This is a genomic window from Massilia sp. (genome assembly GCF_031995545.1).
Classification (GTDB): Bacteria; Pseudomonadota; Gammaproteobacteria; order Burkholderiales; family Burkholderiaceae_D; genus Telluria.
In genome coordinates, this window is the sequence record NZ_DAMAGA010000002.1 from 14,985 (window position 1) to 39,148 (window position 24,164).

General features: G+C 65.8%; 16 protein-coding genes. 5 read left to right on the forward strand and 11 right to left on the reverse strand.

Going from position 1 to position 24,164, the window contains the following annotated elements; genetic code table 11:
- The first annotated feature begins 6 nt into the window (after positions 1-6).
- Entirely contained in the window at positions 7-1,152 is a 1,146-nt protein-coding gene (locus tag RTQ83_RS01930; RefSeq protein ID WP_312510893.1) for a ChuX/HutX family heme-like substrate-binding protein, read from the forward strand.
- 1 nt (position 1,153) lies between these two features.
- On the opposite strand, the gene RTQ83_RS01935 is transcribed toward RTQ83_RS01930, so the two are convergent.
- The 3 genes from RTQ83_RS01935 to RTQ83_RS01945 all read right to left on the reverse strand — a co-directional run bounded on the left by RTQ83_RS01935 (position 1,154) and on the right by RTQ83_RS01945 (position 4,607).
- Positions 1,154-1,669 (reverse strand): ATP-binding protein, encoded by a 516-nt coding sequence (locus RTQ83_RS01935; protein WP_312510894.1) that lies wholly within the window; start codon positions 1,667-1,669, stop codon positions 1,154-1,156.
- A complete protein-coding gene (pnuC, locus tag RTQ83_RS01940; protein WP_312510895.1) occupies positions 1,666-2,259 on the reverse strand; it encodes a nicotinamide riboside transporter PnuC in 594 nt (197 codons plus the stop codon). Before pnuC ends, RTQ83_RS01935 begins: the two co-directional genes overlap by 4 nt.
- A 209-nt stretch (positions 2,260-2,468) precedes the next feature.
- Positions 2,469-4,607, reverse strand: coding sequence for a S46 family peptidase (locus RTQ83_RS01945; RefSeq protein WP_312510896.1), 2,139 nt, complete (start codon positions 4,605-4,607; stop codon positions 2,469-2,471).
- A 210-nt stretch (positions 4,608-4,817) separates the two neighbouring features.
- On the opposite strand from RTQ83_RS01945, the gene RTQ83_RS01950 reads away from it, so the two are divergent.
- The 3 genes from RTQ83_RS01950 (at position 4,818) to RTQ83_RS01960 (ending at position 8,576) form a co-directional block, all read left to right on the forward strand.
- Positions 4,818-6,125 (forward strand): GGDEF domain-containing protein, encoded by a 1,308-nt coding sequence (locus RTQ83_RS01950; protein WP_312510897.1) that lies wholly within the window; start codon positions 4,818-4,820, stop codon positions 6,123-6,125.
- An 836-nt stretch (positions 6,126-6,961) separates the two neighbouring features.
- The gene (locus tag RTQ83_RS01955) at positions 6,962-7,738 is read left to right on the forward strand and encodes a class I SAM-dependent methyltransferase (RefSeq protein WP_312510898.1); all 777 of its coding nucleotides are present in this window, start codon (positions 6,962-6,964) and stop codon (positions 7,736-7,738) included.
- Between the two features lie 118 nt (positions 7,739-7,856).
- The gene (locus tag RTQ83_RS01960; protein ID WP_312510899.1) at positions 7,857-8,576 is read left to right on the forward strand and encodes a hypothetical protein; all 720 of its coding nucleotides are present in this window, start codon (positions 7,857-7,859) and stop codon (positions 8,574-8,576) included.
- A 66-nt stretch (positions 8,577-8,642) separates the two neighbouring features.
- Here RTQ83_RS01960 and RTQ83_RS01965 read toward each other — a convergent pair whose 3' ends face one another.
- From RTQ83_RS01965 to RTQ83_RS01975, 3 genes are read right to left on the reverse strand one after another with little or no spacing between them, the layout of a single operon-like run.
- The gene (locus tag RTQ83_RS01965; protein WP_312510900.1) at positions 8,643-9,464 is read right to left on the reverse strand and encodes an EcsC family protein; all 822 of its coding nucleotides are present in this window, start codon (positions 9,462-9,464) and stop codon (positions 8,643-8,645) included.
- A gap of 39 nt (positions 9,465-9,503) precedes the next feature.
- Positions 9,504-10,478, reverse strand: coding sequence for an HDOD domain-containing protein (locus tag RTQ83_RS01970; protein WP_312510901.1), 975 nt, complete (start codon positions 10,476-10,478; stop codon positions 9,504-9,506).
- Positions 10,479-10,535: 57 nt separating this feature from the next.
- Positions 10,536-11,552: a GlxA family transcriptional regulator gene (locus RTQ83_RS01975; protein ID WP_312510902.1), complete on the reverse strand. Its 1,017-nt coding sequence runs from the start codon at positions 11,550-11,552 to the stop codon at positions 10,536-10,538.
- A gap of 133 nt (positions 11,553-11,685) precedes the next feature.
- Here RTQ83_RS01975 and RTQ83_RS01980 point away from each other — a divergent pair, with 133 nt between their 5' ends.
- Entirely contained in the window at positions 11,686-12,804 is a 1,119-nt protein-coding gene (locus RTQ83_RS01980) for an S-(hydroxymethyl)glutathione dehydrogenase/class III alcohol dehydrogenase (protein WP_312510903.1), read from the forward strand.
- Positions 12,805-12,806: 2 nt separating this feature from the next.
- On the opposite strand, the gene RTQ83_RS01985 is transcribed toward RTQ83_RS01980, so the two are convergent.
- The 5 genes from RTQ83_RS01985 to sppA form a co-directional block, all read right to left on the reverse strand.
- A complete protein-coding gene (locus RTQ83_RS01985) occupies positions 12,807-14,219 on the reverse strand; it encodes an efflux transporter outer membrane subunit (protein WP_312510905.1) in 1,413 nt (470 codons plus the stop codon).
- Between the two features lie 5 nt (positions 14,220-14,224).
- Complete coding sequence (locus tag RTQ83_RS01990) at positions 14,225-17,518, reverse strand: efflux RND transporter permease subunit (RefSeq protein WP_312510907.1); 3,294 nt, start codon at positions 17,516-17,518, stop codon at positions 14,225-14,227.
- Positions 17,515-20,610 (reverse strand): efflux RND transporter permease subunit, encoded by a 3,096-nt coding sequence (locus RTQ83_RS01995; RefSeq protein WP_312510909.1) that lies wholly within the window; start codon positions 20,608-20,610, stop codon positions 17,515-17,517. Before RTQ83_RS01995 ends, RTQ83_RS01990 begins: the two co-directional genes overlap by 4 nt.
- Positions 20,611-20,668: 58 nt before the next feature.
- A complete protein-coding gene (locus RTQ83_RS02000) occupies positions 20,669-22,033 on the reverse strand; it encodes an efflux RND transporter periplasmic adaptor subunit (RefSeq protein ID WP_312510910.1) in 1,365 nt (454 codons plus the stop codon).
- 261 nt (positions 22,034-22,294) lie between these two features.
- Entirely contained in the window at positions 22,295-24,151 is a 1,857-nt protein-coding gene (sppA, locus tag RTQ83_RS02005) for a signal peptide peptidase SppA (RefSeq protein ID WP_312510911.1), read from the reverse strand.
- Positions 24,152-24,164: the final 13 nt, after the last annotated feature.

Below are 24,164 nucleotides of genomic sequence, written 5' to 3' on the forward strand. Positions count from 1 at the left end.
AGACCCATGAAAACCAATCGACATATCCTCGCCGTTGCATTGATGCTGGCCCTGGGCCAGGCCCACGCCGCCCAGCCGCTGCTGGACCAGTGGAACGCGCTGCGCGCCCAGCAGCCCAAGCTGCAGACGCGCGACGCTGCCCGTCAGCTCAACGTGTCCGAGGCCGAACTGCTGGCCACCGGCATCGGCAGCACCGTCGTGCGCCTGCGCGACACCGAGCACGCGCCGCGCGAGATCATGCGCCGCGCGCTCGACCTGGGCAAGGTGATGGCCCTGAGCCGCAACGAGAACGGCGTGATCGAAACTACCGGTGTCGCGCGCCGCATCAAGCGCGAGGACGAGACGGCGCTCGACAGCGCCGACGACACTGAGCGCCAGGCGCGCATGCTGAATATCGCCGGCGGTTATCTGGGCGGGCCGATCGACCTGCGCTTCCAGTTCGTGCAGTGGAAATATGTTTTCGCCGTCACCCAGCCAGGGCGCGACGGTGCGGTCAATCGCAGCCTGCAGTTCTTCGACGCCAGCGGCAATGCGGTGCACAAGATGTATGTGAGGAGCGAAGCCGGGGTGCCGGTGTTCGACAAGATCGTGGCCGACTACAAGAACCCGCGTCAGGATGCCAAGCTGGGTGTGACGGCCGCCACACCGAAGACGCCGGAGAAACCGGACAGCCAGATCGATGTCGCCGAATTCCATAACGCTTGGCAGGACATGACCGACGTCCACCAGTTCAACCGCATCCTCTCGGAATTCAAGCTCACGCGCGAACAGGCAATGCGTCTCGCGCCCGCCGGCATGACCACACGCGTGACGCCGCTGGCGGTGCGCAACCTGCTCGAGGGGGCATCCAAGAACGGCGTGGCGATCATGGCCTTCCTCGGCAACGGCGCGGTGACCCAGATCTACAGCGGCAAGATCGACAAGGTGGCGGCGGCTGAAGGCTGGTTCAATGTGCTCGATCCCGATTTCAACCTGCACCTGCGCGACAGCGCGTTCAGGAGCGGCTTCGTGGTGCGGCGCGCCGGGATTACGTCGGTCGAGTTCTATGACGACCGGGGCGATCTGGTGGTGACGTTCTTCGGCGTGCGCGAGCCGGGCAAGCCGCAGCCGAAGGCGTGGATCGATCTGGCGGCCGGTTTGCCGAAGGCGTAAATCACGCCGGTTCGAGCAGTGCTTCGACCTGCCGCATGCGGTGCGGCAGGTCGCCTTGCAACAGCACGTAGCCGATCCCGCGCGCGGCCAGCGTCTCGAGCAGCATGCTGTGCACGCGCTGGCGCACTTCTTCCGATTCGCGCTGCAGCCCGTCCGGCTCCCACGGCGTATCGGGCGCGGTGACCAGGGTCAGAGCGTAGTCGTGGCACGTGTCGAATGCTGCCAGTTGCGCATCCACCCTGCCCCAGTACACGCGGCTGTACAGCGCTGTCATCAACGGCGTGGTGTCGCAGAACAGGAAACGATTCGCCTGCGCTGCGGCCGCGTCTTCTCGCTCACGCTGGGTACGGGCGATGCCGAACTGGTCTTCCTCGTACGGGGTGCGGGCGTGGGTGTCGACGAACTCGCGCAGGTATTCCGGCACCCATACGGTATCGTAACGGCGCGCCAGCGCTTCGGCCAGCGTCGATTTACCGGACGATTCGGCGCCCAGGATCGCGATGCGCTGCACGTTCATGCGCGCTCCCGCGCCAGCGCCGACCAGGTGCGCAGGCCGGCGATCGCCAGCAGCACGAACACCCCGTACAGCACTGCGGTGAGCACCAGTCCCTTGTACAGGTACAGGCCCACGTACAGGATATCGACCGCGATCCAGACATGCCAGTTCTCGACCTTCTTCCTGGCCAGCAGCAGCTGGCCCACCAGGCTGCCCGCCGTGAGGAAGCCGTCCGCGTGCGGGACGTCGGTGTCGGTGAAGTTGTCGAGGAAGGTCGAGAGCAGCACGAAGCCGACCAGCCAGGCCGCCAGCGCCCAGACGCGGTGAGAGGACTTCAGGCGCGTGACCACCAGCGGCTGGTGATCCGAACCATGCAGCCACTGGTACCAGCCCCAGATCGAGGCCGCGACGAACACGAACTGCAGGCCCATGTCGCCGTACAGGCGGGCGTCGAAGAACACCGCCGCATAGGTGGCCGACGACACGATCGAGAACAGCCAGGCCCAGTGTTTCTGGCGGATGTTCAGGATGACGGTGACGGCGGCCAGGACGAAGGAGATCAGTTCGAGCGGTGTCGTGGTGAGGCCGGCGATGGTGAGCGTGTCGTTCATGCGATTGTATGAGCAGCTACAGCGGAGAAAACATCGTTAGCGTATAAACGTCATCCCCGCGGAGGCGGGGACCCAAGTCCTTTGCGTCGCCACTGCGCTTGATGTGAGTGGTGTACGTGCAAACTTGGGTCCCCGCCTTCGCGGGGATGACGTGCATAGTATGGCGACGGCAAGCCGGTTACCTCCCGGCCCGCATCGTCAGCCGACGATCACTTCTTCGGATACTTGATCGTCATTTCCTTCAACAGATTATCCGCCCGATCCACTTCCTTCATCACCCACAGCATGTAGCGGATATCCACGTGGATCGCGCGCGTGATCGCGGTGTCGAAGTACCAGTCCTTGGTGATCGATTCGTAGGTCGAATCGAAGTTCAGCCCCACCAGTTCGCCGTTCTTGTTCATCACCGCCGAACCCGAATTGCCGCCGGTGGTGTCGGCGCTGGACAGGAAGTTGACCGGCACCGTGCCCAGTGCACGGTCCTTGAACACGCCGAAGCGCTTCTGCTGGATCGCCTGCTTCAGGTTGGCCGGCACGATGAACGGATCCTTGCCGGTCTCTTTTTCCAGGATGCCGTCCACGGTGGTGAACGGGCCCTTGGTCAGGCCGTCGCGCGGCGAGTACGGCGAGACGGTGCCGTAGGTCACGCGCAGCGTCGAGTTGGCGTCCGGGTAGACCGGCTTGCCCTGCGACTTCTTCCAAGCGATGACAGCCGCCATGTACTGCGGGATCACGCGTTCCAGGTTACCGTCGATGTCGTTGCGGCGGTTTTCCAGTGCCATGCCGGCGTCGTGCAGGCGCACGGCGAGCTGGATGAACGGGTCGTTCGACAGGCGGAAGGCGTCCGGATCCTTGCCGATCCAGGCCAGGCGGCTGGCGGTGTTCGACAGGTCGCTGGCCTTGTACATCGCGGCCAGCATGTTCGCCTGCGGCAGCAGCGCGTCGATGCCTTGCGGGCGCAGCTTGGCGTCGATGCGGGCGTAGCGCGCCAGCGCAGCCTTGTAGCGCGCTTCGTCCACGCTCGGCACGAACGACTGCTCCAGGCGCGTCAGGCGCGCGCGGATGAACGACAGGTCGCGCTCCTGGTAGCCGGCTTCGCGCTGGGCGTCCGGCTTCTGGCGCTCGAGCGCCAGGCGGTACAGGGTGCGCGCGCTCCTCAAGAGGTCGCTGTGGGTAGCCTCAAGCCACGCCGCTTCCTGGCGCGACGCCGCCATGTCCTGGGCGATCACGCTATCCAGTTCCGCCAGCAGGTTGGCCGAACCGCTCGGGTGGCTCTTCTGCCAGGCGCGGAACTCGGCATCCTGCACATCCTTGATGGCGGCGATGTCCTTGCGCGCGAAGCCGTCCAGCAGGCCTTGCGTCTTTTTGAGCACGTTGTTCAGGCCCTTGGCCACACTGGCGTAGCGCACGTCCCAGGCCGGGTTGCCCTGGGTCGCGGCGGCGATCACGGACAGGTCGGCGGTGATGGTTGCCACCTTGGCCGGGAAGTCGACGTCGCGCGCGAAGCGGATTTCGCTCGGCAGCTTGTAGCGGCTGGTGCGGCCCGGGTAGCCGGCCAGCAGGATCGGATCGCCGTTCTTCAGGCCTTCGGCCGAGACCACCAGGAAGTCCTTCGATTTGTACGGCACGTTGTCCGGCGACGGATCGGCCGGACGGCCATCCTTGCCGACGTAGGCGCGCAGGAAGGAGTAGTCGCCGGTCTGGCGCGGCCATTCGTAGTTGTCGATGTCGCCGCCGTAGTTGCCGATGCGGTCCGACGGCGCGTACACCAGGCGCACGTCGCGGATCATCAGCTGCTTGATACGGTAATACTCGAGACCGCGGTGGAAGGCCGGCACCGAGCAGCGGTACGCCTTGTCGGTCTCGCACTCGGCCACCAGCGCCTTGACGCGCGACTCGACCAGCTCGTGGCGCTCGCGCCCCGACAGGTTCGGCGACAAGCCCTTGAGCACGCGGTCGGTCACGTTCTCGACCTTCTCGGTCACGTACACCAGGGTGTTCGGGCCGCCCGGCAGTTCCTCGGCGCGGGTCTTGGCCAGGAAGCCGTTGATGATGTAGTTCTTTTCCGGGGTCGCGTTGCGCTGGATGGCGCCATACGCGCAGTGGTGGTTGGTGACCACCAGGCCGTCGGGCGACACGAACGAAGCCGAGCAGCCGCCCAGCGAGACGATCGCGCTCATCGGATGCTTGGACAGGTCGGCCAGTTTCTCGGCCGGCATGGTAATGCCGATGCGTTTCAGTTCGGATTTCAGCTGCGGCAGCTGATGCGGTTGCCATTGGCCTTCGTCGGCGAATGCAGTGGCCGTGGCGCCCAACAGGACGACCGGCAAGACGATGGATTTGAACAAGGTGGACCCCAGGATGAAAAAAAGCAAGCCCGGAGTATATCGCCGTTGGGTTATAGTCGGGGGTGTTTTCTGGCGTAAAGACAATGCCCGGCGGCGCCCTTGACGGCGGTTTGAAGCGGCCTCGTCAGCACGGCGTCACATTCGAATGGCACTATCGAAGGTTAATTAATTTGACGTTATCGATAGAAATACCAGGAAGGCACCAGCACCATGACAAGCGACGCGCCGCTCTACCGACACCGCGTACATTTCCTGTCCCAGAACTTCTTCATCAAGGATCACCGCGCGGAATTGCTGCTGCACGCGCACAAGTACGACTTCGACATCGTCTTCTATAGTGAGCTGGCGCAGTTCGTCGCCGCGGTCGGGCTTGACACCGGCGCCAGCCTGTTCGTGATCGACCTCGACGCCCTGCACAATATGCAGTCCGACCTGGGAGACGGCCGCAAGACCCTGATGCTGGGCGAGCTGCTCGCGCGCCTGCCGCCGGGCCGCGAATACGTCTACCTGCAATCGGCGCGCCAGGGCGGGCGCTTTTTGCTGCAGCAGCGCCTGGTGGACAGCAACTGCCTGGCCTACGCCGAAAAGCCGATCGCCAATGACGTGCTGGTGGATAAACTGTTTAACCTGTTCGTGCAAAAGAAGCGCGGCGACACCGTGCGGCTGGTGGCGCTCGGCGCGGCCGGCGAACTGGACGACGCGGCGCTGCTGCGCCAGCAGGTCGAGGTGATCCACCACAAGGAAGCCACCACCCTGCACCTGCGCGTCAAGGAACTGCAGCCCGACCTGGTGCTGATCGGCGACAGCGAATTCGTGCGCCTGGACGCCATCGCGCGCGTGCTGCGCAAGAACATCGAAGCCGATCCGGTGCGCGAGACCGTGCTGCTGCAGCGCAGCCCGGACCCCGCCCTCACCCGGCGCGCGCTGGCGAGCGGCTTCGACGCCATTCTGCACCGCAGCGACCTTGATCTGCTCACCGCGCAACTGGTCAACCGCGCCGGCAAGATCCGCGTCAACAAGGACCTGATCGGCAAGGACCGCGCCACCGGCCTGTTGAACAAGATCGGGCTGCAGCGCAAGACGCAGGACCTGATCCGCCAGGCCACGCAGGAGAACAAGCCGCTGGCCTTCGCCGTGATCGACATCGACAAGTTCAAGACCATCAACGACACCTGGGGCCACCACTTCGGCGACATCGTGATCAAGCGCCTGTGCCTGTCGCTGGCGCCGCACATGGGCGAGCGCGACCTGCTCAGCCGCTTCGGCGGCGAGGAGTTCGTGGCGGTGTTCTGGGATTGCACTTTGCCGGCGGCGTGGCAGCGGCTGGATGCGATGCGCCAGGCCTTCGGCGCGATCGCGTTCCAGGTCGGGCGCGCCGAGACGCGCTGCTTCTCGTTCAGCGGTGGGCTGGCGGGTTTTCCGGAACAGCGCAGTGAAAACGAATTGTTCCTGCGGGCCGATGCGATGCTGTACACGGCTAAGGAGAGTGGGCGTAATCGCATCTGCCCTGCGCCGTGAGCGGGCCAATCGCCACCGCTTACTGCTTTTGCAATTAATGTTTAATGCAACGCGTCGGCAATGTGTTGTGTACTAATCACTTCCGATAATGAAGTGCGCCGCGGTAGCGTTGCAAGCAGGTGAGAGACAGTCGCTTGCAATCCAAAGCGGAAGTTTTGGAAGGCTTTCGGCGTGCTAGTCAGATGTCTGTCCTTTGGCCTAACTCCAAATTTCTTCAAGCTCAGCCGCAAGGTCATTGAATTCACTTCCCCAGCCGCACTCCATGGAAAGCTCTTGGAGATTTGCTGTTGGCAAAATTATAGACCTTACGCCACCCGTAGACGGGGAGGCCAGGATCGCATCAATATCTTGGATCGCCTTGCTGCGATCTCCGTACATGTACCCGTCTCCACCTGCTTCTACCCTCGCTTTCAGCTTGAGAAGGAGGGTTCACGTCGCTTCGTCAATATCCATACGGTCTAAAAAATAATGCTGCGCGTGATAAGAAACTATTCCGCTTTTGGCCGAATTTGGTAGTTAAACTCATCGTAAGTGGGAACCAACCCAGAAGACTTGCATACTGTCACAACGGGTTGGTTCTCACCGGAGAAGACCCGATGAACAGCCTAAGAGTCACAAGCCGGGCTCGATTCGCAAATTCGCTGAGCCCTTGTCAATAGCGTACATCGTTCGATGCCAATCGTCACGGGAAAGTCGATCAACGCCTTTCTAGCGATGTAGAAAATCCGGCCGTAGCAAACGCGCGTCAGATAGCCAACGCAGCTACACTGATCATTCTGATTCACGGCAAGCATGCCAACGCCATTACAGGCAGCGACTTCATACGGAAACCGATCATGCGCCGCAACCACTCAAGCAATTGCCGCACCTGCCCCACCCGACGTACGCTACCCATCTTACTGGCTTGCCTGTCGGCACTGACGCTACTGTCATCCGCCAGTATCGACGCCGTAGCACAGCCAGTGGCCGCCGATACGCGCTATGAACGCATCGCGCCCAGCCCGGATGGCATCGGCAAACGCTACATGGGCCGCGAGATCGCTGGCGTGATGGGATGGGAAGGCGCGCAATGGCTCGAGCGCGAGAGCCGCGCACACGAGGAGCGGCCCGAATTGCTGTTGCGGGAACTTGCGCTGGCACCCGGCATGACGGTGGCCGATATCGGCGCCGGCACCGGCTACTACACCTGGCAGCTGGCGAAAAAGGTCGGGCCCGGCGGACGTGTGTATGCAGTCGACGTGCAGCCGGAAATGATTCGCATGCTCGACAGCCAGATGGCAAAGCGCGGCGTGCGCAACGTGGTCTCGGTGCTGGGCAGCGAAACCACCGTCAAACTGCCGCCGTCCAGCGTTGACCTGGCAATCATGGTCGATGTCTATCACGAGCTCGCCTATCCCGCGGAAGTCCTCGACAGCATCGTCGCCGCCCTCAAGCCGGGTGGGCGTGTCGTCTTCGTCGAATATCGCGCCGAGGATCCGGCAGTCGCGATCAAGCCACTGCACAAGATGAGCGAGACGCAGATACGGCGCGAAGCCACGGCACATGGCCTGAAATGGGAACGCAGCATCAAGTCGCTGCCGATCCAGCATGCGATCGTGTTTCGAAAGCCTTGAGCGCAGAATGCGTTAGTCAGTAACGGATAGCTTGATCGACCTGCGACGTGACATTTGGTGAGCTTGGGCCAAAGTGCGCTTGTTAAAATCGCTCTTCCTCTTCGTTATGGCCCTATCGATGCGTCCGATCGCCCTCCCCTTTGTGCTGCCGCTCCTGTTCGTCTCTTCCATGGTCTGCGCGGCCAACACCACCCAGGTCTTTCACGATCAAAGTGGACTACATTATGTCGGTCCGCTCGACGAACAGGCTAATGCCAAACTGTTCGCCTTGTACGACAGCCTGAAGGACAAACCGGACACGCTGGCGATCCGAAGCAAGGGCGGGCCGACCACTGAGGGCATGGCGCTGGGCCAGTGGGTCCACGACCACAAGCTCGACATCAAGGTGCTGGAGTATTGTCTTTCGTCCTGCGCCAACTACGTGTTCCCGGCGGGGGCGCATAAGGTGGTCAGCAACTTTGCCGTCATTGGTCTGCACGGTGGTTTGAGCAGCACGAGCTTCAGCTACGGCGAATCCACAAAAAAGATGCTCGACGCGATGCCGCCGAAGGAATGCCAGACGCTGATCGATCAGATGACCGCGTCGATCAAAGGCGACGCCGTCAAGGAACAAGCCTATCTAAAAGCGCTCGGCGTGCGCGCGGATTACGTCACGCTGGGCCAGGAAGAGCGCTACCAGAAGCTCTACCGTGACGACCCGAAGGTACTCGGCTGGACCTACTCGCTGGAGGATTTTGGACGCATGGGCATCCACGACATCTCGGTCATCAACCCGCCCTGGCGGCCGGGTGCAGCGCTGAAGACCGTAACGTTCGCGGTGATCAAGCTCGACGAATAAGGCCTGGCGCAGGAATGCGCTCCGCTCTCAGTAAGGCCAGCGCCTGTTAGCTGGGCACAACCGCGCTCAGGCCAGCAAGCCCGCCAGCGCCGCCGGCGCACGATCAGGCGTGATCGCATGGTACTGGCGCCGCACCAGCGCCTCACCGTACTCGCGCTCCAGCCGGCGCAGCGCGAAGTGGCCGCGGCTCATGTTCTGGAAGTGGTCCATGAACAGCAGGTTGATGGTCGCGCCGCCGACCGCACCCAGCGCCGGCACCATCATGGTGGCGGCCTTCTGCGTCACATGCACCTGAAAGCGCGCGGCCACCACCGCGATCAGGCGCAGCAGCGCCGGCGCGGTGGCCACATTCACTGACTTGGCCGCCAGCGCCTGGGTGGCCTCGGTCACGGCGCGCGCCAGCGCGATGCGCATCGCAAAATATCCCGATTCGGCGGCGTCGTCGCCGTCGCTCGGCCCGCCCAGCGCCAGGATGCGCAGGCATTCGATCTGGGTGGCGGCCTCGCCCGGCGCTTCGCCGTTGGCGCGCGCGATGTCGGCGATCGAGCGCAGCATGATCACTGTCGACAGCGGCAGCTCGACCAGCAGACCGGGCAAACCGAACGCCCCGCCGACGCCGCCCGAAACGCTGGCCGCGAATTTGTGCAGGCGCGGTGACGCGGTCTTTTGTTCATCGTCGCCCAGGGTGAACAGCGCGCCGCGCATCGCGTGCTGCAGCGCGTTCTCGGTGGCGCTGCCGACGCGCTTTTGCCACGACGCCGGCAGACGGTCGATGGCCGACTCGATCGGCGAGCCGACCAGGTTGCTCATGCGGGCGGCCAGGCCGGGGTTTTCCAGCAGCCGCTTGGCTTCGCGCAGCTGCTTCAGGTGTTCGGTGCTCATCCTCATGGCGATCTCCTCACAAAGCCCGGCCGCGCGGCCGATTCTTCAGCCGGCGCCGTCCAGCGCGCCCAGCTTGCCCAGGCAGCGCCGCTCGAAATTATCCAGGCTGCCAGATACCAGCACGTCGTCCTCGTCCACCACGTGGGCGTCAAGCAGCAGGCGCAGCTTGGCGATCTGGTCGCCGCGCTCCAGCGCGCCGGACAGCGCGGTGGCATCGAGACGGCCGACGCCGGCGATGCCGTCCACCACGTCCTGCGGAAATTCCCAGTGTCCGGCGATGGTGGCCGACAGCTGGCGGCTGACGTCGAACAGGCGCCGGCCGAATTCGCTCGAACCGGGAATCTTGCCCTCGTCGCTGGCGCGGCCCGCCAGGCGCAGCGCCACGATCAGTCCCAGGTTCTGCATCAGGCCGGCCAGGTAGGATTCGAACACGCCGGCGCCCAGGCCGGGCGCCATCAGGCTGGCCGCCAGCGCGCATTTCTCGGACTGGTTCCAGATCGTCGGCGCCGCCTGGCGCGCGAAGCCGCCCTCCTGCATCTGGATCAGCGGACGGAAGGCGATACGCGCCAGCAGCATGCGCAGGCCGTTCTGGCCGATCATCATCAGCGCAGCGTCGAGCGACTTGACCGGCTGCAGCGGCCGGTAATAGGCGCTGTTGGCTTCGCGGATCACCTCGGCCACCAGCACCAGGTCGCGCTCGACCTGGCGCGCCAGGTCGCCGGCCGAAACGTTGTCGTCGGCCAGGTCGCGCAGCAGTTGCGGAATCAGTTCCGGGATACGCGGTACCAGGCCGGCGGCCGCCGCCGGGTCGGCCGCCAGCGTGCGCACCAGGTCGAGGATGTGTTCCTCGGCCTCCGGCGTGGCCTGGTAGCCGCTGGACGCGGTCAGCCAGCGGTAATAGGCGGCGTCGACTTCCAGGGACAGTTGCTCCGCGTCGGCCCCGGGTTCGGCGGCGGCCGGCGCTTCGCTGCGCGCCGCCTTGTCATCCCCGCCCAGCATACGATCGATCCATTTTTTCATAGCGTCAGTCCTGCATCAGATAGCGGCATTATATGCCCGCGGCATGGCCGCACGTGGTCACGCTGCCGCTTCGGCGCCGACGCCGGTGGTGACGAAGCGCTCGCGGTACATCTTGGGCGTGATGCCGAGTTTTTTCATGAACACGCGCCGCATGTGCGCTTCGTCGTGAAAGCAGGCGCGCGCGGCCACCGTCTTGAGCGGCAGGTCGAGACTGGCCAGCAGCCGGGTGGCGCGCTCGAAGCGGCTGGCCTCGATGAATTCCTGGGTGCTCATCCCGGCTTCCTGCTGGAACACGCGGGCAAAATGGCGCTCGCTCATCATCGCCTTCTCGGCCAGCTCGGCCACCGGCAGGCGCTGGTGCAGGTTATCCAGGATCCAGGCCTGCAATTCACGGATGTTCGGCCGCGCCGTGCGTTCGCTGAGCAGGTGCGCGCTGAACTGCGACTGGCCGCCGGGACGCTTCAGGAACACCACCATCTCCGTCGCGACCTCGAGCGCCAGCTCGCGGCCGAAATCGCGTTCCACCAGCGCCAGCGCCAGGTCGATCCCGGCGGTCACGCCGGCCGAAGTCCAGATGGTCCCCGAGCGGATGAAGATGGCGTCGGCATCGACCTCGACCGCCGGATACTGCGTGCGCAGGCGCTCGGCCACGCTCCAGTGGGTGGTGGCGCGCTGGCCGTCCAGCACCCCTGCCGCGGCCAGGAACAGCGCGCCCGAGCACAGCGCCGTGAGCTGGCCGATGCGCGGCGCGGCGGCGGCCACCCACTCCACCAGCGCCTGTCCTTCGGCCAGCGCTGCATCGATGTGGCGCGCACCGACAATGATCGCGTTGTCCGGCAGGGCCAGCGCGTCAAACACCTTGGTGGCATCGAGCGACATCAGGGTGTCCGAGCGCACCGGTCCGACGCGTTCCGAGGCGATGCGCACATCGTAGCCGGCCGGCTTGCCGCGCCGCTGCAGGTGCAGGTTGGCGTACTCGAACACCGACATCGGTCCGATCGCTTCCATGGCCTTGAAGCCGGGGTAGACGATGATGTCGACGGTGATGGCCGCCTTGATGATGGATCGGTGCATGGAGAGAAACGCGGCAGACTGACGATCCGGTCATTATTGCACCAAATCCTGCCATTCTCCGGCCCTGCCCTGGCGCCCGCGCGACGGCGGCGCCAGAATCGCGTCATTCCATTTGACTCGACACGAACAACCCATGAAGACCAAAGCAGCAGTAGCATGGCGCGCCGGCGCCCCCCTGACCATCGAAGAAGTCGATCTGCAGGGCCCACGCGCGGGCGAAGTGCTGGTGGAACTGAAAGCCACCGGCATCTGCCACACCGATTACTACACCCTGTCGGGCGCCGACCCCGAAGGCCTGTTCCCGGCCATCCTGGGACATGAAGGCGCGGGCGTGGTGGTCGATGTCGGCCCCGGCGTGACCACCCTCAAAAAGGACGACCACGTCATTCCGCTGTACACGCCGGAATGCCGCCAGTGCAAATTCTGCCTGTCGCGCAAGACCAACCTGTGCCAGGCGATCCGCTCGACCCAAGGCCGTGGCCTGATGCCCGACGCTACGTCCCGTTTCTCTCTCGACGGCAAGCCGCTGTTCCACTACATGGGCACTTCGACCTTTTCCAACTACATCGTGGTGCCGGAGATCGCGCTGGCGAAAATCCGCGAGGACGCGCCGTTCGACAAGGTCTGCTACATCGGCTGCGGCGTCACCACCGGTGTCGGCGCGGTGCTGTTCTCGGCCAAGGTCGAAGCCGGCGCCAACGTGGTGGTGTTCGGCCTGGGCGGCATCGGCCTGAACGTGATCCAGGCGGCCAAGATGGTCGGCGCCGACAAGATCATCGGGGTCGACATCAACCCGGCACGGGAAGACATGGCGCGCAGGTTCGGCATGACCCACTTCATCAATCCGAGGATGGACGACAATGCGGCCGGCAACGTGGTCGACGCCATCGTCCAGATCACCGACGGCGGCGCCGACTACAGCTTCGAATGCATCGGCAACACCACCACCATGCGCCAGGCGCTCGAGTGCACCCATAAAGGCTGGGGCCAGTCGTTCATCATCGGCGTAGCCGAAGCCGGCGCCGAGATCGCCACCCGCCCGTTCCAGCTGGTGACCGGGCGCGAATGGAAGGGCTCGGCCTTCGGTGGCGCGCGCGGGCGCACCGACGTGCCGAAGATCGTCGACTGGTACATGGAAGGCAAGCTCAATATCGACGACCTGATCACGCACCGCCTGCCGCTGGAACGCATCAACGAAGGCTTCGACCTGATGAAGTCGGGCGAATCGATCCGCTCGGTCGTGCTCTACTAAGTTTATTGAACCAGCGCCGCCTCGTTCCAGCCGCCGCCCAGCGACTGGATCAGCGCCACCGCCGCCGTCTGGCGGTCGGCCTGCACCTGCACCAGGTTGCGCCGCGCATTCAGCGCCGTGACCTGGGCCTGCACCACCTCGGTGTAGCTCACCTGCCCCGCCTTGTAGCGGTTCAGGATCTGCTCTTCGACCATCCCCGCCGCTTGCGCCGCCTCGGCGCGCAGCACCTGCTGCTGGGACAGCACGCGCGTCGCCGCCAGCTGGTTCTCGACATCGGCAAAAGAATCGAGCACCACCTGGCGGTAGCGCGCGACCGTTGCTTGATGCCTGGCTTCGGCCCCTTCCACGCTGGCGCGGGTGGCGCCGGCATTGAACAGGGTCTGCGCCGCCGACAGGCCGAACGACCAGGCCGCGGCGGAGGCCGAGAACAGATCACCCACGCGGCTGGTAGTGTTGCCGTAGGCCGCGCTCAGGCCGAAGTTGGGAAAGTAGGCCGAGCGCGCGATGCCGATGTCGGCATTCGCCGCCGCCACGTCGCGTTCAGCCGCGGCGATGTCGGGACGGCGCTGCAGCAGCGTCGACGGCACCCCGGCCGGCACCTCCGGCACCGCCACCTGCCACGGCGCGGGGGCGATCGAGAAGTCGGACGGCGCGCGCCCGACCAGCACCGCGATCGCATGTTCGAGCTGGGCGCGCTGGCGCTCCAGGCCGAGCGCGTCGCTGCGCGCGGTGGCAAGCTGGGTCTGGGCCTGCAGCACGTCGGAGCGCGCCGAGACCCCGGCCGCGAAACGGTTCGAGGTAATCTGCAGCACCCGTTCGTAGCCTTCGATGGTCGAGGCCAGCATCTCGCGCTGGGCGTCGGTCTGGCGCAGCGAGAAGTAGTTGATGGCCAGTTCGCCCTGGGCCGCCAGGCGCGCGCTGGCCAGGTCGGCGGCGGTAGCTTGCGCGTTCGCTTCGGATACCGTGACTGCATTACGCAGGCGGCCGAACACGTCCGGCTCCCAGCTGGCCCCGATCTGCACCCGGTAAGCATTGTCGGCGCTGCGCTCGCCGCCACCGGCACGGTCGGCGCCGGCGCTGAGCGACACCACCGGGAACAGCGAGGCGCGCTGCTGCGCCACCAGGGCGCGCGACTGTGCGTAATTGGCCACCGCCACCGCCACGTTCTGGTTCGCGGTCTCGACCTGGGCCGCCAGGCGATCCAGTTCCGGATCGGCGAACAAGGTCCACCACGGGCCGCGTTCGAGCGCATCGGCCGGCGCGGCCGGCACCCAGCCGGCGAGCTCCTTGAAGTTGGCCGGCAGCGTGCCGGCTTGCAGCGGCTCGGGACGCTGGTAGGTCGGCCCCACCGTGCAGCCGGCAATGGCGGCAGCGACGGCGAGAAGGGTCAGACGATAAGGAACAGTATTTCGCATAGAGATCAGGTTTTCGCTAGGGACGGACCGTCGTCCTGGTGGGGATGGCGGGTCAGGGCTGCTTCGCCCGGCTTCTTGGTGCGCAGCTTGTCCATCAGGACGTAGACCACCGGCGTGGTGAGCAGCGTGAGCAGCTGGCTGGCGATCAGGCCGCCGATGATGGCGATGCCCAGCGGACGGCGCAGCTCGGAGCCTTCGCCGAAGCCGATCGCCAGCGGCAGCGCCCCCAGCGCCGCGGCCAGGGTCGTCATCAGGATCGGACGGAAGCGCAGCATGCAGGCTTCGCGCACCGCCTCCATGGCCGAGAGGCCGCGCGCGCGCTCGGCTTCGAGCGCGAAGTCGATGATCAGGATCGCGTTCTTCTTGACGATGCCGATCAATAGGAACACCCCGATCAAGGCGATGATCGAGAACTCCATCTTGAACAAGAGCAGCGCCAGCACCGCGCCGACGCCGGCCGACGGCAGCGTGGACAGCACCGTCACCGGATGCACCAGGCTTTCGTACAGGATGCCGAGCACGATGTAGATGACGATGATCGCGGCCGCGATCAGCATCGGCTGCTCTTCGTTCGACTCCTGCGCCGCGCGCGCCTGGCCCTGGAAGCTGCCGCGTACATTGCTCGGCATGCCGATGTCGGCTTCGGCCTGGCGCACCGCCGCTTCGCCGTCGGCCATGTTGAAGCCTTCGGCCAGGTTGTACGACACGGTGGTGGCCAGCTCGCCGTCCTGGTGGCTGACCGAGGTCGGGGTCGAGCTCTCGGCGAACTTCGCCACCGACATCAAGGGCACCATGGTGGCGGCGCTGCTGGCCAGCGCCTGGCCGGCGGACGGGTCGCGCGCGGCGGTCAGGTTCGACGTCGAGGCGCCCGCGCCCGCGCTGCCGGTGGCGGCCGGGGTGCCGATGGTGCCGGTGGCAACACTCGTTCCCGTGCCGCTCGACGCCGTGGTGGTGCTGGCGCTGTTGCCGCGCGCCGGCACGTACACGTCGCGCAGCGCTTCCGGCGACAGCGCATAACGCTGCGCCACGCCCATCACCACGTGGTACTGGTTCAGTTCATCGTAGATGTTCGCCACCTGGCGCTGGCCGAAGGCGTTGTACAGCGCATTGGTGACGTCGCGCGTGCTGATGCCCAGGCGCGAGGCGGTCTCCTTGTCGATGGTGACGAAGGTCTCGACGCCGTTCTCGGCCTGGTCGGTATCGACATCGACCAGCGCCGGCTGCGCCTTCATCGATTCGGCCAGGCGGCTGGCCCACTGCTTCAGGTCTTCGGCATTGTCGCTCTTGAGCGTGTACTGGTAGGTGGAGTTGCTGGAACGCCCGCCCATGCGCAGGTCTTGCACCGGATTCAGGAAGATGGTGACGCCGGTGACTTTCGCCAGCTGCGGACGCAGGCGCGCGATCACGGCCTGGGCCGCGACGTCGCGCTCGTCCACGGGTTTAAGGTTGACGAACATGAAGCCACCGCCGGCGCGCCCGCCGCCGGTAAAGGCGACCACGGTATCCACCGCCGGGTCCTTGCGGATGATCTCGACCAGCTGGCGCAGCTTCTGCTGCATGGCCTGGAACGAGATGCTCTGGTCGGCGCGGATGCCGCCGTTCATCTGGCCCGAATCCTGCTGCGGGAAGAAGCCTTTTGGCGCGCTTGAAAACAAATACACGTTGAGCGCCACCGTGAACAGCAGGATGATCATCACCAGCAGTTTGCTGTCCAGCGCCCAGTCCAGTGCGTGCTCATACACACGCAGGATGCGGCCGAAACCGTTCTCCGACCAGCGTGCCAGGCGGCCCGGCTTCTTTTCCTTGTCTTCCTTGCGCAGCAGCCAGGCGCACATCATCGGCGTGGTGGTCAATGAAATCACCAGCGAGATCATCACCGCCGCCGACAGCGTCACCGCGAATTCGCGGAACAGCCGTCCCACCTGCCCACCCATGAACAGCAGTGGAATGAACACCGCCACCAGCGACAGCGAAATCGACAGCACCGTAAAGCCGACCTCGCGCGCGCCGAGCAGCGCCGCCTGCATGCGGTCCATGCCGTTCTCGATATGACGCGCGGTGTTTTCCAATACCACGATGGCGTCGTCGACCACAAAGCCGGCGGCCACCGTCAGCGCCATCAGCGACAGGTTGTTGAGCGAGAAGCCGAGCATCCACATCACGCCGAAGGTGCCCAGCAGCGAGACCACGGTGGCCACCGCCGGCACCACGGTGGCGCGCAAGCTGCGCAGGAACACGCTCACCACCAGCACCACCAGCACGATCGACAGGATCAGGGTGAACTCGATCTCGTGCAGCGAGGCGCGGATCGAGTTGGTGCGGTCCGAGGCCACCGCCAGGTTGATGTCGCCCGGCAGCTGCGCCTGCAGCGTCGGCAGCAGGTCGCGCACGCCGTCCACGGTTTCGATCACGTTGGCGGCCGGCTGGCGCGTGACCAGCACGATCACCGCCGGCTCGCCGTTGAACAGGCCCAGCGTATTGATGTTCTCGGGTCCATCGAACACCTGCGCCACATCGGACAGGCGCACCGCGGCGCCGTCGCGCCAGGCCACCACCAGGTCACGGTAGTCGGCGGCGGTGCGGCCGTCGCCACTGGTGGCGGGCTGCGAATAGATCTGCAGGCGGTTGCCGCCGTCGACGATCTCGCCTTTCGGGCGGTTCGGATTGCTGGCCTGGATCGCGGCGCGCACGTCTTCGCTCGAGACGCCATAGCGGTTCATCGAATATGGCACCAGCTCGACGCGCACCGCCGGCAGCGAGCCGCCGCCGATCTCGACTTCGCCCACGCCCGGCACCTGGGCCAGGCGCTGCTGCACCAGGTTCGACACCGCCTCGTAGATCTGGCCCGGGGTGCGGGTCTTGGAGGTCAGCGCCAGGATGATCACCGGCGCGTCGGAGGGATTGGCCTTGCGATAGGTCGGGTTGCTGCGCAGCGTGGCCGGCAGGTCGGCGCGCGCGGCGTTGATCGCGGCCTGCACTTCGCGCGCGGCCGAATCGATCTTGCGATTCAGTTCGAACTGCAGGTTGATGCGGGTCGAGCCGGTGCTGCTGCTCGAAGTCATCTCGTTGACGCCCGCGATCACGCCTAGTCTTCGTTCGAGCGGCGTGGCCACGCTCGACGCCATGGTCTCCGGGCTGCCACCCGGCAGCGAGGCCGATACCGAAATGGTCGGATAGTCGACCTGCGGCAGCGGCGACACCGGCAGCACGAAGAAGGCGGCGATGCCGGCCAGCGCCAGGCCCAGTGTCAAGAGGACCGTGGCGATCGGACGCCGGACGAAAGGAGCCGACAGGTTCATGCGCCCGCCTGTTCAGTTTTATGCGGAGCCTTGCCGGTCCAGCGCCGCGCGGTACGGTCGAACGCCAGATAGATCACCGGCGTGGTGAACAGCGTCAGCAGCTGGCTCAGGATCAGGCCACCGAAGATGGCCAGGCCCAGCGGCCGGCGCAGTTCGGCGCCCTCGCCCCAGCCCAGCATCAGCGGCACCGCCGCGAACAGCGCCGCCAGCGTCGTCATCAGGATCGGACGGAAGCGCAGCAGCGCGGCTTGGCGGATCGCGTCGAGCGGCGACTTGCCCTGCTCGCGCTCGGCCTCGATCGCGAAGTCGATCATCATGATCGCGTTCTTCTTGACGATGCCGATCAGGAGGATGATGCCGATGATGCCGATCACACCCAGCCCCTGGCCGCTGACCCACAGCGCCAGCAGCGCGCCGACGCCGGCCGACGGCAGCGTCGACAGGATGGTCAGCGGGTGGATGTAGCTTTCATAGAGCACGCCGAGGACGATGTAGACGCACACCACCGCGGCCAGGATCAGCCACAGCTGGTTCGACAGCGAAGCTTCGTAGGCGCCCGAGGCGCCGAGGAAGGTCATGCTCACCGATGGCGGCAGCTTGAGCTCTTCGGCGGCGGCGCGGATCGCATTCACGGCCTGGCCCAGCGATGCGCCGGACGCGGTATCGAAACCGACAGTGGCGGCCGGGTACTGCGCCACGTGGTTGATCTGCAGCGGCGCGGCACGCTCGCTGACGGTGGCGATCGCCGACAGCGGCGTGGGCGAACCGGAACCGGTGCGCAGCTGCAGGCGGCTCAGGGCGTCGAGCGACATCGCTTCGTCCTGCTGCGCTTCCAGGATCACGCGGTATTGGTTGGTCTCGGTGAAGATGGTCGAGACGATGCGCTGGCCGTACGCGCTGTACAGGGCGTCGTCGATGGCCGATGCGGTGATCGACAGGCGCGAGGCGGTGTCGCGGTCAATGTCGACAAAGGCGGCGGCGCCCACCGCGCCGGCGTCGGTGACGGCATTGCGCACCTCGGGCACGCTGCCCAGCTTCTGGGTGAGCTTGCGCGCCCACTCGTTGACGGTTTCGCTGTCGGCGCCTTCGATCGACAGCCGGTATTGGGTCGGGCCGCTTTCGGCGTCGATGGTCAGGTCCTGGGTCGGCTGCAGGAACAGCGTCAGGCCGGCGACGTTGGCCACACGCTTGCGCAGGCGGGTCATGATCTCGTCCTGGTTGCCGCGGTCGGCCTTCAGGTTGATCAGCATGGTGCCGGTGTGCAGCATGGAGTTGTTGGCGGCATCGACGCCGACATAGGAAGCGACCGAGGCGACCTCGGGGTCGGCCATGATCTGGCGCGCCGCTTCCTGCTGCAATTTCGCCATGTCGGTGTACGAGATCGACTGGCGCGCCTGCACGCGGGCCTGCAGCTGGCCGGTGTCCTGGGTCGGGAACAGGCCTTTCGGGATGACCATCCACAGCAGCGCGGTCAGCACCAGCGTGCCGAGCGCCACCAGCAGCGTCAGGCCCTGGCGCGCCAGCACCCAGCCCAGCGCCACGTCATATTTCTCGATCACGCGATCGAAAAAGGCCTGGAACTTGACGGCGAAACGGCTCGGCTTTTCCTGTTCATGGCTACGCAGCCAGCGCGCCGACATCATCGGCACCAGCGTCAGGGACACCACCGCCGAGATCAGGATCGTGATCGCCAGCGTCACCGCGAATTCGCGGAACAGCCGTCCCACCACATCGCCCATGAACAGCAGCGGGATCAGCACCGCGATCAGCGACACGGTCAGCGAGATGATGGTGAAGCCGATCTGCGCCGCGCCCTTGATGGCGGCCGCCATCGGCTTCTCGCCTTCTTCGATGTAGCGTGCGATGTTCTCGATCATGACGATCGCATCGTCGACCACGAAGCCGGTGGCGATGGTCAAGGCCATCAATGACAGGTTGTTCAGGCTGTAGCCGAGCAGGTACATCACGCCGAAGCTGCCGATCAGCGAGATCGGCACCGACAGGCTGGCGATCACGGTCGCGCGCAGGCTATGCAGGAAGGCGAAGATCACCAGCACCACCAGCACCACCGCCAGCACCAGTTCGAGCTGCACGTGGTGCACCGAGGCGCGGATGCCGGCGGTGCGGTCGCTCAGCACGTCCATGCGCAGGGCGGTCGGCAGGCCGGCCTGCAATTCGGGCAGGCGCGCCTTGATCGCATCGACGGTGGCGATCACGTTGGCGCCCGGCTGGCGCTGGACGTTGAGGATGATGGCCGGCTTCATATTGGCCCAGGCACCCAGGCGCACGTTCTCGGCGCTGTCGACCACGCGCGCCACTTCAGTGAGCTTCACCGGGGCGCCGTTACGGTAGGCGACGATCAGGTTCTGGTAGTCGGGCACCGTGACCAGCTGGTCGTTGGCGTTGATCGCGTACGAACGCGTGGGGCCGTCGAAGCTGCCCTTGGCGCTGTTGGCGTTGGCCGAGGTGATCGCGGTGCGCAGCGAGTCGAGGCCCAGGCCGTACGAGGCCAGCGCCTCGGTATCGGCCTGAATACGGACTGCGGGACGCTGGCCGCCGGACAGTGACACTTGCCCGACGCCCGACACCTGGCTGATCTTCAGCGCCAGGCGCGTGTTGACCAGGTTCTGGACTTCGGTCAGCGGCAGCGTGTCGGAAGTGATGGCCAGGGTCAGCACCGGCGCATCGGCCGGATTGACCTTGGCGTACACCGGCGGCGCCGGCAGGTCGGTCGGCAGCAGTGAGCCGCCCGCATTGATCGCGGCCTGCACTTCCTGCTCGGCCACGTCGAGGGTTTCGCCGAGGCCGAACTGCAGGGTGACGATCGAGACGCCCGAGGCGCTGGTCGAACTCATGCGCGTGAGGCCTGCCATCTGGCCGAACTGGCGCTCCAGCGGTGCGGTGACGGTGCGCGCCATCACTTCCGGGCTGGCGCCGGGGTACAGGGTCTGGACCTGGATGGTCGGGAAGTCGACCTGCGGCAGCGCGGACAGCGGCAGGAAGCGGTAGCCGACCAGGCCCGAGAGGACGATGGCCAGCATCAGGAGGGCCGTGGCGACCGGGCGCTGGATGAACGGGGCGGATGGGCTCATGCGTGGGCCTCATGCGGTGCGGCGGATCCGGCGCCGGCATGACCAGGGAACCACAACATCATTGCTGCGCTCCCTGCGCCGGACGGCCTTGACGTTGGCCTTCGCCCTGCGCCGCGCCCTGCCCCTGGCGACCGCCCTGTCCACCCTGCCCGCGCGCACCGGCCGGCTTATCGCCCGGCAGTACCACACTGGCACCATCGCGCAACCGGTCCGCGCCTTCGGTAATCACCTGCTCTCCCGCCCTCAGCCCGGTGCGGATCTGCACCTTGTCCACCGTCGATTCGCCGCGCGTCACATTGCGCAGAGAGACGGTACGCGCCTGTGGGTTGAGCACGTACACGAAGTCGCCGTTGGCGCCGTGGCGCAGCGCCGTCACCGGCACCATTACCGCGTCGGGGATGTTGTTGACGGTCAGGCGCAGGTTCACGAACTGGCTCGGGAACAGCTTGGCGTCGCCGTTGGCGAAGCGCGCCTTGGCACGCACGGTGCCGGTCTGGGTGTCGACCTGGTTGTCGAGGGCGATGAAGCTGCCGACGGCCAGGTTCTCGGTGCGGGTGCGGTCCAGCGCGGTGGCCGGCAGCTTGGCGTTCTGTGCGATGCGCTGCTGCAGCAGCGGCAGATTGTCTTGCGGGACCGCGAATTCGACGTCGATCGGCGCCAGCTGGGTGATCACGGCGATGCCATTGGCGTCGCCGCTGCCGACCAGGTTGCCGACGTCCACCGTGCGCAGGCCGACCCGGCCGCCGATCGGGGCGCGCACCGTGGCGTAACCCAGGTTCAGCTGGGCGGTGCCTTCGGCCGCCTTGTCGGTCATGACGGTACCTTCCAACTGCTTGACCAGCGCGGCCTGGGTGTCGACTTCCTGGCGCGCGATCGAGTCCTGTTCCAGCAGGGTGCGGTAGCGGCCCAGGATCACGCGTGCGCTTTCCAGCTGCGCTTCGTCGCGCTGGCGCTGGCCGCGCGCCTGCAGCAGCGCCATCTCGAACGGGCGCGGGTCGATCGTGGCCAGCACCTGGCCGGGTTTCACCAGCTGGCCTTCGGTGAAATGAATTTTCTGGACCACGCCGGATACCTGCGGGCGCACGGTGGCGGTGGCCGCCGCGACCACGGTGCCGAGTGCGTCGAGCGTGACCGGGATATCCGCCGTCTCGGCGGTAGCGACACCGACCGTGGTGGCCGGGCCGCCACGCCCGCCACCGGGCCCACCGCCGCCCGGGCCCCCGCCGCCGGGACCACCGGCACCCCTGCCCGCCCCTGCGCCGCCCGGGCCGACGCCAGGCCCGGCCGGCTGATGCGTCAGCGACCAGGCCAGCCAGCCGAGCGCCACCATCGCCAGCACGGCGATGACGCTGCCGACGATGCGGTTGCGGCGGGTGCGCGCGGGTCGGGTGCCAGGAGGAGTGATCGGGGAATGCTGGTCCATGCTTGTCCTTGTTCGTTCGATATGTATGCCAATTGCACAATACGGCTCACAATGACTTTAGCATGGGCCTTTCCAACGATATGTTTCGTAACGTACACTGAGTTGTCCAATAATTAGCCACTAAACTAGCCCGGCGGCCGACGCTTAACGCCGATTTACACCGTTCGCTGCCGAATGAACGACGTAAACGCAAAACGGGCGCGGAAATCCTCCGCGCCCGTTGTCACTTTGTATGATTCGGTTACAAAGTCGCTACATAACTTAGAGCTCGCCGCACAGGCAATGCACCACCGCCGCAAACGGCTTGCGCTCATCGCTCAGCGACGACAGGAAGGCCATGTCCTGCGCCACCTTGGTCACCGGGCCGGCCGGGATCGCATCGTCGATCAGGCCCAGCTTGACCTGGATCGTCATCGCCTGCGCCGCCGAGGCGCCCGCCATCTGCAGGAAGCGCTCGACCCGGGTCACCGGACGCTCGACATAAACCACGCGGTAATCCTTGTCCAGCTTGGCGCGGCCGGCGGCCGAGGCCAACGCATCGTTGTAGCTGCCCAGGCGGTCGACCAGGCCGCGTTCCTTGGCCTGGGCACCGGTCCACACGCGGCCCTGGCCGACTTCGTCGATCTTCGCTTGCGTGGTCTTGCGCGCTGCCGCCGCCTTGCCGGTGAACTCGCTGTAGACGTTGTTGATGCTGCTTTGGACCAGCTGGCCGAAGCGCGGGTCGAGCGGGCGCAGCGGGTTGTAGGCGTCGGCCAGCCAGGTGGTGGTCACGCCGTCGGTGTGGATGCCGAGCTTGTCGACCACCTTGTCGGCGGTCGGCAGCAGCGCGAACACGCCGATCGAGCCGGTGATGGTGGCCGGGTCGGCGATGACTTCGTCGGCCGCCATCGAGATCCAGTAGCCGCCCGAGGCCGCCACGCTGCCCATCGACACCACCACCGGCTTGCCGGCGGCGCGCGTCAGTTCCAGCTCGCGCCGGATCAGTTCCGAACCGTAGGCGCTGCCGCCGGGCGAATCGACGCGCAGCACCACGGCTTTCACCGAATCGTCCTCGCGCGCCTGGCGGATCAGGTTGGCCGTGCTGCGGCCACCGACCACGCCCGGGCCGCCGGAACCATCGGTGATCGAGCCCGCGGCCACGATCACGCCGACCGCGTCGCCAAAGGCGCGCTGCGGGTGGCGCGACAGGTAGTCGTAGAACGACACCTGGCGGAAGCTTTTGATGTCTTCTTCATAGACGCCGCGCTTGATCATCAGGGAGCGCAGCTGGTCGCGCGTCATCAGGCCGTCGACCAGCTTGGCGTCCAGCGCCACCTTGGCCGCGTTGCCACCGGCCGCTTCCATGCGCTGCGGCAGGTTCTCGATCATCGAGGCCAGCGCGCCGTCGGGCAGCTTGCGGTTCTTCTCGACCAGGCCGGTGTAGCCCGACCACAGCGCGTTGTACAGGTAGGCATCGGCTTCGCGCGCCGCCTGCGACGGGCCGTTGGCGATGTACGGCTCGGCCGCGCTCTTATAGGTGCCGACTTTGATCAGGTTGACCGTGACGCCAACCTTGTCCAATGCGTCGCGATAATAGTTGCGGCGACCGCCGAAGCCTTCGATCAGCACCATTCCCATCGGATGCACATAGACTTCGCTGGCGTGCGATGCCACCAGATAACGCTTCTGGTCGTACTGACCGCTCCAGGCCACCACCTTCTTGCCCGCCGCTTTCACGCGTCCCAGCGCGGCGCCGAACTCGCGCAGCATGGCCATGCCGCCGCCATCCATCTCGTCCAGGATCACCACCACGCTCGAGATGCTCGGGTCCTTGGCCGCGGTGTCGAGCGTCAGCAGCACGTCGCGCAGTCGCACGGTGCGCTTGCTGTCGCCGCCGACGTTGTCGAGCACGGTGTCGCGCAGCGTGGTCTCGTACTGCTCGACCAGGTCGCCTTTGACCTCAAGCACCAGCGCGGTGTTGCCGGCGATCGGCTTGACGCCGCCGCCGAAGAACATGGCGATGATGGCGATCAGGATCAGCAGGAACAGCAGATTGAAGAACGTACGGCGGGTGACGTCGAGCGCGGTCCACAGGAACACGAACCCGCGCCGCAGCGCACTCAGGGGCTTGAAGGCCATCGAAACTCCATTA

Bases quoted from the DNA above. Each gene is read 5' to 3' on its own strand.
- sppA (WP_312510911.1), bottom strand. From the start codon at position 24,151: ATGGCCTTCAAGCCCCTGAGTGCGCTGCGGCGCGGGTTCGTGTTCCTG.
- RTQ83_RS02000 (WP_312510910.1), bottom strand. From the start codon at position 22,033: ATGGACCAGCATTCCCCGATCACTCCTCCTGGCACCCGACCCGCGCGC.
- RTQ83_RS01995 (WP_312510909.1), bottom strand. From the start codon at position 20,610: ATGAGCCCATCCGCCCCGTTCATCCAGCGCCCGGTCGCCACGGCCCTC.
- RTQ83_RS01985 (WP_312510905.1), bottom strand. From the start codon at position 14,219: ATGCGAAATACTGTTCCTTATCGTCTGACCCTTCTCGCCGTCGCTGCC.
- RTQ83_RS01950 (WP_312510897.1), top strand. From the start codon at position 4,818: ATGACAAGCGACGCGCCGCTCTACCGACACCGCGTACATTTCCTGTCC.
- RTQ83_RS01970 (WP_312510901.1), bottom strand. From the start codon at position 10,478: ATGAAAAAATGGATCGATCGTATGCTGGGCGGGGATGACAAGGCGGCG.
- RTQ83_RS01965 (WP_312510900.1), bottom strand. From the start codon at position 9,464: ATGAGGATGAGCACCGAACACCTGAAGCAGCTGCGCGAAGCCAAGCGG.
- RTQ83_RS01955 (WP_312510898.1), top strand. From the start codon at position 6,962: ATGCGCCGCAACCACTCAAGCAATTGCCGCACCTGCCCCACCCGACGT.
- RTQ83_RS01935 (WP_312510894.1), bottom strand. From the start codon at position 1,669: ATGAACGTGCAGCGCATCGCGATCCTGGGCGCCGAATCGTCCGGTAAA.
- pnuC (WP_312510895.1), bottom strand. From the start codon at position 2,259: ATGAACGACACGCTCACCATCGCCGGCCTCACCACGACACCGCTCGAA.
- RTQ83_RS01980 (WP_312510903.1), top strand. From the start codon at position 11,686: ATGAAGACCAAAGCAGCAGTAGCATGGCGCGCCGGCGCCCCCCTGACC.
- RTQ83_RS01975 (WP_312510902.1), bottom strand. From the start codon at position 11,552: ATGCACCGATCCATCATCAAGGCGGCCATCACCGTCGACATCATCGTC.
- RTQ83_RS01990 (WP_312510907.1), bottom strand. From the start codon at position 17,518: ATGAACCTGTCGGCTCCTTTCGTCCGGCGTCCGATCGCCACGGTCCTC.
- RTQ83_RS01960 (WP_312510899.1), top strand. From the start codon at position 7,857: ATGCGTCCGATCGCCCTCCCCTTTGTGCTGCCGCTCCTGTTCGTCTCT.
- RTQ83_RS01930 (WP_312510893.1), top strand. From the start codon at position 7: ATGAAAACCAATCGACATATCCTCGCCGTTGCATTGATGCTGGCCCTG.